This is a genomic window from Bacillus sp. AFS073361 (assembly GCF_002567005.1).
GTDB lineage: Bacteria > Bacillota > Bacilli > Bacillales > Cytobacillaceae > Neobacillus.
The window spans coordinates 71,870-84,125 of record NZ_NUZU01000043.1 but is presented as its reverse complement, the minus strand read 5'-3'; the positions used below and the strand labels follow the sequence as shown (position 1 = coordinate 84,125).

Genomic DNA, 12,256 nt, shown 5'->3' with positions numbered 1-12,256 from the left:
ACAGGTATGGACCCTGAAGAAGATATTCCTGAAATCGGACCTGGCTGCGCGAATGTGCTGGAAGAAGGACAAACTTTTGCCTATGAATTGTCCCTAATTGTACCAGGAATCGGCGGGGTTCGGACAGAGGATCAAGTGGTCGTTCGTAAGAACGGGTTGGAGCCGCTTCATACTTTCAATCGTTTCTTATATGTTGAGTAATCTGGTCAAGAGCTTAGAATAATTCCCCAAAATATACTGACACAGATTATTCATTAAAAGTACACTTAAACCATTTAGTAATGGTGAGTAATCTGTGTCAAATTTTTTTAGTATGGTTAAAAAGAATAGTAATCGATTACAGGAGGCTATGACTTAGAAGGGAGTTAAATAAATGATTTTCAAAAAGATACTCGATATAAAATATAGAATAGAAAAATATCGGAAGGAACTCTTAAATATTTCTAAAGAAAAACCTTTATCTGACCCGGATGTTTTAGTTATGACTCGTAAAATAGATGAGGAGATCATAACTATGCAAAAATTAATAAATAATATGCATTAAGTTAAAATAAAAAATATTGCATTTTATACGGATAGCATTATAAGGAAAGAATCAAAATAGGTGAAAATCAATGTATTATATTTTCGGCTTTTTACTAGTCTTATTGTCTGCGTCTTGTTTCGGAATAATGGGTATTCTAGCAAAATATGCTTATGCAGCTAATATTACCATAGGTACTCTATTATTTTTTAGATTTTTCTTTGCAGCAGTATTATTTTGGTCTTTGATACTGTTTAAAAAAATTCCATTTCAATTGCGATTCAAACAAATTTCCATTTTATTTATGATGGGAACGGGGGGCTATGCTCTGATGGCTATTCTGTTATTCACATCATTTTCCTTATTGCCTGTCTCCTTAGCTTCTACAGCATATTATTTGTATCCATTATTTGTAATGATCTTAAATAGTATGTTCTCCAAGCAATTATTTGAGAAATCCCATAGTGTTTCAATTATATTTTCCTTATTAGGGCTTTATTTCGTTCTCGGTGCAGACTTTAATCAGATTAATATAATAGGTTTGATGTCAAGTGTAGGATGCGCCGTTTTATATTCAGTTTATATCATTCTAACAGAAAAAATCCAAGGTGAGATTAATGTGTATATTAGTTCGGCTTTTGTGACATCCTTTGCATCCATATCAATATTTATATTTTCCATGTTTAGACAAGATTTCAATCTTAATTTTCACGCTTCAGGCTGGTTATCTGTATTAGGGATTTCGTTCTTTTCCACTTTCTTAGCAATCCTTACTTTTGCGAAGGGAATAGAACGTATTGGAAGTTCAAAAGCAGCACAGCTAAGCATTTTTGAGCCAATCATAACCGTGTTGTTTAGTTATTTGCTGTTTCATGAAAGTTTAGGCCGAAGTCAAAAATTTGGAATTTTTCTTATCTTATTAAGTGCTTTGTTGACTAACATCGGTTGGAAAAAAATAAGCCTTACAAACAAGCATGCAAAATCCATTTTTTATGAGGAAACGACGCGCAATATACGTAAATAGGGTTTCTAGTAAGCTTTGTGATAAATAAAATAAAGACAGAAGTAGGGGTGAGGAACTTGGAAATGGTGGTGCCAATTTCAAAAATACTACATTATATAAAATTAAAGCTAGTCATTCTAAGAGAGTATTTAATAGAACGAAAATATGACGCCGTGCTATTACAAAGTCAGGATAACATTTCATGGCTAACTTGTGAGCTCCTTTACGAATTACCTTTTAATTTGCAATATGAAAAAATCGCTTTACTTGTTACCATGGATAAAGTTTTTCTAATCACCAAAAATCCAGAAGTATTGCAAATTATGGATAGTGATCTTACTGGCTTGCAACTAACAATGATTCAACTTTCTTTTTACGGGAATGTTGAAGAAGTAGTGAAGTGTATAATTGGAAGTAAAAAAACATCTTCTGATACTGAAACAAGTATTTATCAAACAGAAATATTAGAGCTAGAAGAACTTCGGTACTCGATTTTACGGTAATTTTTCCACCATCTTTTGGGGAATGCAATCCTTTATATTAAAAACGCTGATTCAATAGGTCGTAGAACGACCATAATTGGGTCAGTTTTTTTAATGTAACTCTATTTTAGCTCCAGTATGGTTGATATCTATGATTTTAATAAAAAAGTTTAAATTTTAAAAATAGTTAAAGTCTAAGTTAGTTGTGAAGGTGTAAATGTAATATCGGTTTAGAAAATTGATGAAAACAAGGAATTACCCTTGCTATTAAACTGGACTTGTCTTTTTTGGTGGAATAGCAACAATGGTTGGAATTGTCTTGTTAAAGCCTTACCATGGTTCATGGACCCCATTGGCGATATTAAATATTAATTACAAAAATCAACAGGAGATCAATTAGGAAAGCAAATACTATACTTATACTTAACCCAAAGAATAAGAAAAGAGAAGAAATTTAGTGATTGTAATCTACCGCATTTTAAAATTTTTTTAATTTCAGGTTATTGGAGAAAAATTTTTTTAAATGATACCGTTTTATGGCTGAATTACGAAAATTATTGTAATTCTCAATGTAATCGATTACAATAAATGTAAACGAACACTGAAGGGGAAAGCAATATATGGTCAGAATTGCGGATGTTGCAAAAATGGCAAATGTTTCAACGGCCACAGTATCCCGAGTCATAAGTAATGCAGGGACTGTTAAAAAGGAAACAGCTGAGAAAGTTTTAGAAGCCATAAAAGAATTAAATTACCAGCCTAATATGCTGGCAAGACAATTAAGAAGATCTGAAACCAAGACAATTCTTGTGGTGGTTCCTGATATAACCAATACTTTCTTTTCTGCGGTGCTGCGCGGAATTGAATCCGTTGCCATCGAAAACGGATATCAAGTACTTCTAGGAGATGCGCGAAACGATGTCGAAAGCGAAACTAGTTTTTTAACAATATTAGGTCAGAAAAAAGCAGATGGGTTGATATTATTAACGGCAAGGACCGATCAAAAAATATTAGAAGATTTATCCCGGGATTACCCTGTAGTATTGGCGTGTGAATACTATGAGGGTTCCAAGCTGCCTACGGTCTCCATTGATAATGTTAGCAGTGCAAGAAAGGCAACTGAATATCTAATTAGCTTAAACCACAAGAGAATTGGACATATTTCCGGACCCTTGAATATTGTCGTTGGACGAGATCGATGCAGGGGGTTTCATCAAGCAATGGCGCAACATGGCCTGTCTGTGGATACAAGTTTGGTACAGGAAGGCGAATTCTCTTTTGAAAGTGGTTTTAATTTAATGATGAAATTTTTATCACTAGAGAATCCTCCTACAGCCCTTTTTGCCGGTAATGATGAAATGGCTATGGGTGCCATTAAAGCCGCTAAATCTAAAGGTTTAAGAGTTCCAGAAGATTTATCTGTTGTTGGCTTTGATGATATTCAATTTGCATCGATTTTTGAACCTGCTCTAACAACCGTGGCACAACCAACGTTTGATATGGGGCAAAAAGCGATGCGTTTACTGTTAAAATTAATTAAAGATGAAGAAATAGAGAAAGATCAATTTATTCTTCCTGATAAGCTCATTGTCCGTGAATCTTGCAAAGAACTTACCGTTGAAGAGTAGTTTAGCTATTCCTGTTAGAATTAAAATAATTAAAAACAAAAGGGGAGTGAACTTAATAATGGTTCACTCCCTATTTATCATTATTAGGGGACCAGCGATTCCATTGGTTCCAGAACAGTTTTAATCATTTTGATAAAAAAAGAATCAAGGAAGTTTTAAAAAAAATATTGAATTCTATACTGTAATCGATTACAATTAAGGTGTCGAAAAAAAAGAGTAAAATATTTTGGTGCTAAGTGAAAAGGTATTTTATTCTGAAAGGTTATTTCTTAATTTAAAAGTATAAATGAAATCAAATTTTTTTCGATATAAATGTAATCCATTACATTTATAGAGGTTTGAAACATAGGTAAATTATTTATTTATAGGACAAAACACATATTTTTTTGCAAGGTAGTGTAATCGATTACACCAAATTCTTCTTCCCATTCTTGGGTGAATCGAAAAGTTCGATTGGAGGACGGAAAACAAATGGAAAAAATAAAAGTAGGAATCATCGGGACAGGTTTCATTGGCCCGACACATATTGAAGCAATCAGAAGACTTGGATTTGTGGAAGTCGTAGCATTAGCCGAGACGAGTCAAGAACAAGCGGAAAGAAAGGCAGCTGAACTTGGAATTCCGAAAGCATACGGAGATTACCTTGAAATGCTGCGTGACAGTGAAATTCAGGTAGTTCATAATTGTACCCCAAACCATGTGCACTTTGCGATTAATAAAGAAATTATTTTAGCAGGTAAACATGTGATCTCAGAGAAACCGCTTGCGATGAATAGTGAAGAATCAGCGGAATTGTTGGTATTGGCTCAAAAACAGGGTGTTGTACATGGTGTGAACTTTAATTACAGACAGCATGCGAGTGTGCAAAACCTGCGAGCTAAAATTACTAACGGTGACCTTGGGAAAGTGAATTTGGTTCACGGAAGCTATTTGCAGGATTGGTTACTATATGAAACGGATTTTAACTGGCGTTTAGCACCGGAAGTCGGCGGAAAATCTCGCGCAGTAGCAGATATCGGGTCTCATTGGTGTGACACCGTTCAATTTGTTACCGGTAAAAAGATTGTAGAAGTATTTGCTGATTTAGCAACGGTCATTCCAGTTAGAAAGAAAGCAATTGGAAGTGTGGCCACTTTCAGTACACAAAGTACTGATGATGTAGAATATGAGGATGTTTCAATCAATACAGAAGACTATGCATCCGTACTAGTTCGTTTTGAAGATGGATCAAGAGGAGTCTTCACTGTTTCACAAGTAAGTGCAGGCCGAAAAAATCGTTTAAGCTTTGAAATCGATGGCAGCAAGAGCTCTGCTTACTGGAATCAAGAAGAGCCAGAAAAATTATGGATGGGGCACAGGGATAAGCCGAATGAGATCCTTCTTGCCGATCCGGCACTGTTCGCACCTGAAGCAAGATCAGCGATTCATCATCCAGGAGGTCATAACGAAGGCTGGCCAGATGCACTGAAAAATATGATGTTAAATTATTATACGTTCATTCGTGATGGTAAAGATCTTTTAAAGGATCAAGCTAATTTTGCTACATTCGAAGACGGTCATATTTCGATGGCTATTACCGATGCCATTTTAGAAAGCCATGAACAGCAAAAATGGGTGAAGGTTCAGGCGAATAAGGAGGTTTTAGTGTGAAACTAGGTGTGTTTACAGTTCTATATCAAAATCTTCCTTTCGAAGCCATGTTAGATAAATTAGCCCAAATAGGAGTAGAGGCCGTTGAGTTAGGAACCGGTAACTATCCAGGGAATAGTCATTGTAATCCCGATGACTTGTTAGGGAATCCAGATAAAATCAAATCGTTCCGACGGGCGATTGAAAGCAGGGGACTAACCATCAGCGGACTAAGCTGCCATGGCAACCCTCTACATCCTAATGTAAAGGCTGCCAAAGAGGCGCATGATGTATGGAGAAAAACGGTTTTACTGGCTGAACAGTTAGAGGTACCAGTTATCAATGGTTTTGCTGGATGTCCAGGGGATCATCCGGGTGCCAAGTTTCCAAATTGGGTGACCTGCTCTTGGCCTCCTGAATATGCAGAAGTCTTAGAATGGCAATGGAATGATATCGTTATTCCGTACTGGAAAGAAGAAGCGAAATTCGCTGAAATGCACGGGATTCATCAAATTGCTTTCGAAATGCATCCGGGATTTGTTGTCTATAATCCGGAAACACTACTAAAACTAAGAGAACATGCAGGACCGAACATCGGAGCTAACTTTGACCCAAGTCATTTGGTGTGGCAAGGAATAGATCCAGTTGAGGCCATTAAAAAACTTGGTCGTGAAAATGCGATCTTCCATTTCCATGCAAAAGATACCTATTTAGACCAGGCTAATATCAAGGTGAATGGTGTTCTCGATACGAAGCATTACAGTCAAGTATTGGATCGCTCATGGACCTTCCGCTCAGTGGGCTATGGCCATAACGAAAAAATGTGGAAAGATATGATCAGTACACTTCGTGCAGTAGGGTATGATTACGTGGTTTCCATTGAACATGAAGATATGTTGGCGTCTATCGATGAAGGCTTAATGAAAGCCATCACACTGTTAAAAGGAACGTTGTTTAAAGAGCAAGTATCGGAAATGTGGTGGGCTTAAGGAAAAAGCACAGGGACGGTTCTCCTGTTTCCGGAGCATAAGAACCGCCCCCCCGCACCCAATTAATAAAAATAGAGGTGTTAAAAATGAAAACGCTTGTAGGTCAAGAACGTACTTTAGGCGGACTTCCAATGGGAGTCGTTTGGGGATTTGTTGCAACGTTAATTTTTATGGCCGGTGACGGTCTCGAGCACGCATGGTTGTCTCCCTATCTGATTGAAAAGGGATTGACCGTTCAACAATCAGCTACTCTTTTTGCGGTTTATGGAGCGATCTTAGCTATCGCATCTTATTTTTCTGGTGTGCTCACCGAGATGTGGGGACCAAGGAAGGTAATGGTTATCGGTCTTGTTACTTGGTTAATCGGTCAGGTACTATTCATTGAATATGGTTTAAAGTTAAACAATTACGCTATTATGCTCCCGACTTATGGGATTCGTGGTTTAGGTTATCCTTTATTCTGCTACTCTTTCTTAGTGTGGGTTACTTATCGCAGTCCAGAGCGGATTCTAGCAACAGCTGTAGGCTTGTTCTGGGCAGCGTGGAGCGGCGGACTTTATGTTGTCGGAAGTTATTTCCCTGCTTACATGCTTCCAAAGATTGGATATATCGGGTTGTTGTGGAGTGCAGTAGCATGGGTATTAGTCGGAGGAATTGTTGGTCTTATTGTAGTAAAAGGTGATGTGAAAAAGGAACAAAAGGGAGATCCAAAGGAAAAGCTCAAGAGCTTAATGAGTGGATTCACCATTTGTATCGAACAGCCGAAAGTAGCGATCGGCGGCGTGGTCCGGATTATCAATTCTACTGGGATCGGTTCCCTGCCAATCTTTTTCCCGATGTATTTAAAGTCGAATTATGGATTTACCACAGAACAGTTTCTGCAAATGTGGGGAACGATGTGGTTTGCAAATATTATCTTTAACTTAATCATTCCTTACATCAGTGATAAATGGTTAGGTTGGCAAAAAACGATTCAATGGCTTGGAAGCTTCGGTATGGGCGTCATGTTACTTGTCTTGCTTTACACGCCTGAAGTATTTGGCAGCAGTTTCTTGGCCTTGAATATAGCAGGTGTTTTTATGGGAATTGTGCTTTGTGGTTTCGTCCCACTTTCAGCTCTAGTAGCTTCGCTTGCTCCGGAGAAAAAAGGATCGGCGATGGCGATTGTAAGCTTTGGTGCTGGAATGTCCTACTTTATCGCACCGGCAATCGTTGGGTTATTTATTGGACTTATCGGTGCAAAAGGGGTTATTTGGATTTTCGCAGGTACGTATTTCCTTGGTGCTTATCTAATGAAGTTTATGAAGCTTCCTTCCGAAGAAAATAATAAAAACGAAATTGTATTAGAAAAACACGCAGGTTAGTTTAAGAAATACCATCAACAATTAAGGGGGATGTACCATGATTATCATTCATGCAAACATAAAGGTAAATGCAGCTTATCGTGAAATATTCTTGGAAGAGGCAAGGCTTGTAACAAAACCGTCTCAAGCGGAGTCAGGAAATAGTAGTTATCAATATTATGAAAATCCAGAAGAGGCGAACAGCTTTATCTTTGTTGAGAAATGGAAGGATGAAGAAGCGATTCAACTTCATGAGGAAACCCCTCACTTTAAAAGATTCATAAAAGCTGTTGAACCCATAGTTGCTGAACCCATCCATGCAGAATTATTTGAGGCTTCAGCGAAAAATTAATATTAGACAAACGCTTTAACTATGGATCATCGTCAACATCTTGAAAAGCTGGCGGTAGGTATCGCTCAATAAATTCGTAACCAATTGAAGGTTGTAAAGGGAACAACTTTTACGATTTCCTTTCCTCCTAAGCTTATGGTGAACAAATTGTGACAATCTAAAATTATAGGTTGCAAATTTAGGTGTAATCGATTACAATAATTCATGTAAGCGATACAACATCTATTATTCTTGTCTGATGATAGTATTGACTAGAAATAAATAGAGATTAATTCATTACTTCCTTTTAAAAAACAGCTGTTCATCTGCATAAAAAAATGTAATGGATTACATTATGCTAAACCGTAAATAGTGGATTAAGTCTTAATATTATTGAAAGTTTAGATGAATTTTTAAAAAGAAAATGTAATCGATTACTATAATTAAAGGTGAGTTGCTCGGTTTTTTATAGGATGAAATATGGCACACTAAATTCCAAAAGATATGGAGGTAATCAAATGAAATTAGGTTATCAAACAAATACTTGGGGCGGCGTAGTTGGTCATCCAGCGGGTGTTACTTCAGTTAAGGATTCTTACTACCTTGCTTACGGATCAACAGAAGAGGCATTAAAGGATATTGCCGAAGCTGGCTATGATGGCTTTGAAATCTTCGACGGCAACTTAATGGAATATAAAGATAAAAAAGATGAGTTTTTAAAATTGATGAACGAGCATTCATTAACTTTGGTTGGTGTTTATACAGGCGGGAACTTTATTTTCCCTGATATTTTAGAAGAAGAATTAATAAAAATCGAAAGTGTCGCACAATTCGCATCAGAAGTAGGTGCAATCCACCTAGTAATCGGCGGTGGAGCTGTGCGTGCAAACGGGATTCTTGAAAGCGATTATACGGCTCTTGGTAATGCGCTTAATAAAGTAGTTGAAATTGCTGAAAAATATAATCTTGTTGCAAGTTATCATCCTCATTTAGGAACGAACGTTCAGGCTCCTGAACAATTAGATAAACTAATGCCATTAACAAAGATTAACCTTTGCCCAGATACAGCTCATATCGAAGCAGGCGGTGGAGATCCTGTGGCTGTCATCAGAAAATATGTGGATCGTATCAAGTATGTGCACCTCAAAGATTATGCCAATGGAGATTTTTTACCATTAGGTGAAGGGCATCAAAAATTTGATGAAATGGTTAAAGCATTAGAAGAGGCAAACTATGATGGCTGGATTACGGTTGAGTTAGACAGCTACCCAGATCCAAAGCAAGGGGCTAAAATCAGCCGCAGTTATTTAAAGCAATTTGATAAAGTAAATCAAGCATAAACGTTTCATCCATTAGGAATATCAAACTTTTTAAAAATAAGAAGGAAATAGTGGGAGGATACTAAGATGAAAAAATTAAACGTAGGTATGATCGGCGGAGGATTTATGGGTAAAGCGCATTCACTTGCATATGCAGGAATGCCAATGTTTTTCTGGCCAGCACCAGCAATTCCTCATCGCCATACAGTAGTGGACGTAAACGAAGGATTGGCTAAAGATGCGGCCGCAAGATTAGGCTTTGACAACTATGCGACTGACTGGAGAGATGTTGTTAACAACCCAGAAATCGATGTCATCGACATTGTTACTCCAAACAATACTCATGCCGAAATCGCGATTGCAGCAGCAAAAGCAGGCAAGCATATTATTTGTGAAAAGCCATTAGCATTAGGCGCTGAACAAGCGAAGGAAATGTTAGAAGCAGTAAAAGCTGCAGGTGTAAAACACGCAGTTGCTTTCAATTACAGAAGAACACCAGCTGTTGCTCTTGCGAAAAAATATATTGAAGAAGGAAGAATTGGTAAAGTTCTAAGCTTCCGTGGAACATACTTACAAGACTGGTCTGCTGATCCGAATTCTCCATTATCATGGCGCTTCCAAAAGAAAATCGCTGGATCAGGTGCTCTAGGTGATATCGGTACACACGTGGTTGATTATGCTCGTTACCTTGTGGGCGAAATTACAGATGTAAATGCCATTACAAAAACATGGATTCCTGAAAGACCAATTCAAACTGGCGGCATCGACAAGTTAGGTACAGTGAAAGCTGGAGGCAACGATGTCCCAAAAGCAGCTGTTGATGTAGACGATGAATTTATCACCATGGTCAAATTCGATAATGGTGCAATTGGAACAATTGAAGCAACTCGTAATGCACATGGCCGCAACAACTTCCTAACTTTTGAAATTCATGGTGAAAAGGGTTCTCTATACTTTAACTATGAGCGCCGTGATGAGCTTCAAGTTTGCTTTGCTGATGATCCAAGTGATGCAAAAGGCTTCAGAACTGTTTACTCAGGACCAGCTACTCCATACGGTGAAGGATTATGGCCAATCCCTGCTCTAGGAATTGGTTATGGTGAAACAAAGATCATTGAAACATATGATTTCTTTAAAGCAATTAGTGAGGGTACTGAATTCTCACCTAACTTCAATGATGGCTACCAGATAGAATTAATCGCAGATGCGATTCTTGAATCTGCTGAAAAAGGTCAATGGGTTAATCTTGAAAAAACGGCTGCGGCTGTAAAATAATGAAATAGGCAGAAGCGCCCATTAGTCACTGGGCGTTGGAGTTAGACAATTCTCAAACTTATAACAAGAGGCTTCTCAATCGAGGAGCCTCTTTTGCAAATATGGCGCTTTTCGGAGTGGGAAAACTTAAAGGAAATGAGTGAATGGTTATGGAAGAAAGATGGTTAGTTGGTGTTGATGTAGGTGGGACCACGGTTAAAATGGCTTTTATCAGTTTGCAGGGTGACATCATATATAGCTGGGAGATCGATACTGATCTAAGTAATAAGGGCAAACACATACCTGCATCGATTGCAAGAGCGATTGAACAAAAGTTAGTAGAATTAAATCTAACAAAAAATCAATTAGTTGGAATCGGAATCGGTGCGCCGGGTCCTGTGAATTCGGAGGATGGTTCTGTTGAAGTGGCGGTAAATCTAGGCTGGGATCGATTCCTTTTACAAACCATTCTTGAGAGGGAAACCTCTTTGCCGGTTGTTGTCGACAACGATGCAAATATAGCGGCAATCGGTGAAATGTGGAAAGGTGCGGGCAAAGGGGCTAAAAACTTAATTTGTGTTACTTTAGGAACAGGTGTTGGTGGCGGAATTATCGTTAATGGTGAGGTTGTACATGGGGTAAATGGATCCGGTGGTGAAATTGGCCATATGACTTCCGTACCGAAAAACGGAGCCCTATGTAATTGTGGGAAATCAGGATGTCTGGAAACGGTAGCATCAGCAACAGGAGTTGTCCGTTTGGCAATGGAGAAATTAGCTTCTACCAACGAGATTAGTATATTACGAAATTTTTATGATGGACAGGCTCTGAGTGCCAAGTGTGTTTTTGATGCTGTAAATGAAGGGGATGAACTCGCCAACAGAGTCATAGGTGAGGTTGCCTGCCATTTAGGATTGGCCCTTGCTAATTTAGCAAATGGCTTAAATCCTGAAAAAATCGTTATTGGAGGCGGAGTATCAAAAGCTGGTGATACATTGCTGAGACCTCTGAAAGAGGAATTTATACAATTCGCTTTTCCGAGAGTTGCACATGGTGTCGAGATTGTTATTGCCACACTAGGCAATAACGCAGGGGTCATTGGAGGAGCTTGGCTGGCGAAAGAGAAGCTAATTAATAAGTTAGTAATTCAATAATGCAAAAGACTTAGAATTTTGTGAACTCAAAATGGTTTAATAGGAACAGTTTATTTGGTATTAAACTGTTCCTGGAAATTTTTATAATGTAGGTAAGTTTAATGCTGTATCGATATTACTTAAATCCAACCTGATTTGTTCGTTTGTATCCCAAGCATGGTACCATCCTTTTTCTACCATATATGCGGATATTTGTTCATGCATATCAAGAGCTTCTACTAAATGGCGAGTGAGCACTTCTTTAATTTCCGGTGTTCCTGACTCCGTAGCTGCCATGGCATAATTTCTAATTCCACTTTTAGCTGAAATGAGTAGGTCCATAGCAACGACTTGATCCGATAATCCGTCCATCCCCGTTAAAGTTTCAATGATTGGATTCATGTTCATTCATCTCCTAATTTACTGCTTAGCGTTGGAAAGGATAGAAGCATATTCTTGTAATTGTCTCGTAGATACATCAATGTCTTGCTGCATAATATCTTTTAATAGCGGATCTGTAACTAACGCTTTCATCGTTTTGGATTTAGTTAAACAAGTGGTCTTAAATGCAGCCATCTCATGGACCTCAAGAACTTCATGTAAGGCGTAGTTCATTTTTAAT

General features: G+C 38.0%; 14 protein-coding genes. 12 read left to right on the top strand and 2 right to left on the bottom strand.

Translation table 11 applies throughout. The features are described from left to right. The 12 genes from COJ96_RS28875 to COJ96_RS23785 form a co-directional block, all read left to right on the top strand. Positions 1-201 (top strand): M24 family metallopeptidase (locus tag COJ96_RS28875; protein ID WP_373561743.1); only part of this gene is annotated, 201 nt, incomplete at its 5' end. A gap of 172 nt (positions 202-373) precedes the next feature. After that, on the top strand, positions 374-544 hold the full coding sequence (locus COJ96_RS23835) for a Spo0E family sporulation regulatory protein-aspartic acid phosphatase (RefSeq protein WP_098576294.1): 171 nt from the start codon (positions 374-376) through the stop codon (positions 542-544). A 70-nt stretch (positions 545-614) separates the two neighbouring features. Then, positions 615-1,547 carry a DMT family transporter gene (locus COJ96_RS23830; protein ID WP_098576293.1) on the top strand — a complete coding sequence of 311 codons (933 nt, stop codon included), beginning with the start codon at positions 615-617 and terminating at the stop codon, positions 1,545-1,547. 56 nt (positions 1,548-1,603) lie between these two features. Continuing rightward, positions 1,604-2,029, top strand: coding sequence for a hypothetical protein (locus tag COJ96_RS23825; RefSeq protein WP_098576292.1), 426 nt, complete (start codon positions 1,604-1,606; stop codon positions 2,027-2,029). Between the two features lie 599 nt (positions 2,030-2,628). Further along, complete coding sequence (locus COJ96_RS23820) at positions 2,629-3,636, top strand: LacI family DNA-binding transcriptional regulator (protein ID WP_098576291.1); 1,008 nt, start codon at positions 2,629-2,631, stop codon at positions 3,634-3,636. Positions 3,637-4,107: 471 nt separating this feature from the next. After that, a complete protein-coding gene (locus tag COJ96_RS23815) occupies positions 4,108-5,286 on the top strand; it encodes a Gfo/Idh/MocA family protein (protein ID WP_098576290.1) in 1,179 nt (392 codons plus the stop codon). After that, positions 5,283-6,254 carry a sugar phosphate isomerase/epimerase family protein gene (locus COJ96_RS23810; RefSeq protein ID WP_098576289.1) on the top strand — a complete coding sequence of 324 codons (972 nt, stop codon included), beginning with the start codon at positions 5,283-5,285 and terminating at the stop codon, positions 6,252-6,254. Before COJ96_RS23815 ends, COJ96_RS23810 begins: the two co-directional genes overlap by 4 nt. Before the next feature lie 86 nt (positions 6,255-6,340). Continuing rightward, entirely contained in the window at positions 6,341-7,618 is a 1,278-nt protein-coding gene (locus COJ96_RS23805) for an MFS transporter (protein WP_098576288.1), read from the top strand. 37 nt (positions 7,619-7,655) lie between these two features. Continuing rightward, positions 7,656-7,949, top strand: coding sequence for a putative quinol monooxygenase (locus COJ96_RS23800; protein WP_098576287.1), 294 nt, complete (start codon positions 7,656-7,658; stop codon positions 7,947-7,949). A gap of 497 nt (positions 7,950-8,446) precedes the next feature. After that, positions 8,447-9,268 carry a sugar phosphate isomerase/epimerase family protein gene (locus tag COJ96_RS23795; RefSeq protein ID WP_098576286.1) on the top strand — a complete coding sequence of 274 codons (822 nt, stop codon included), beginning with the start codon at positions 8,447-8,449 and terminating at the stop codon, positions 9,266-9,268. 66 nt (positions 9,269-9,334) lie between these two features. After that, a complete protein-coding gene (locus COJ96_RS23790; protein WP_098576285.1) occupies positions 9,335-10,522 on the top strand; it encodes a levoglucosan dehydrogenase in 1,188 nt (395 codons plus the stop codon). A gap of 149 nt (positions 10,523-10,671) precedes the next feature. Next, on the top strand, positions 10,672-11,655 hold the full coding sequence (locus COJ96_RS23785) for an ROK family glucokinase (RefSeq protein WP_098576301.1): 984 nt from the start codon (positions 10,672-10,674) through the stop codon (positions 11,653-11,655). A gap of 81 nt (positions 11,656-11,736) precedes the next feature. Here the strand turns inward: COJ96_RS23785 and COJ96_RS23780 are convergent, their stop codons facing one another. Together COJ96_RS23780 and COJ96_RS23775 are read right to left on the bottom strand one after the other, a co-directional pair. Then, positions 11,737-12,036, bottom strand: coding sequence for a spore coat protein (locus COJ96_RS23780; RefSeq protein WP_098576284.1), 300 nt, complete (start codon positions 12,034-12,036; stop codon positions 11,737-11,739). A gap of 18 nt (positions 12,037-12,054) precedes the next feature. Next, the gene (locus COJ96_RS23775; RefSeq protein ID WP_026576189.1) at positions 12,055-12,249 is read right to left on the bottom strand and encodes a hypothetical protein; all 195 of its coding nucleotides are present in this window, start codon (positions 12,247-12,249) and stop codon (positions 12,055-12,057) included. Positions 12,250-12,256 lie beyond the last annotated feature (7 nt).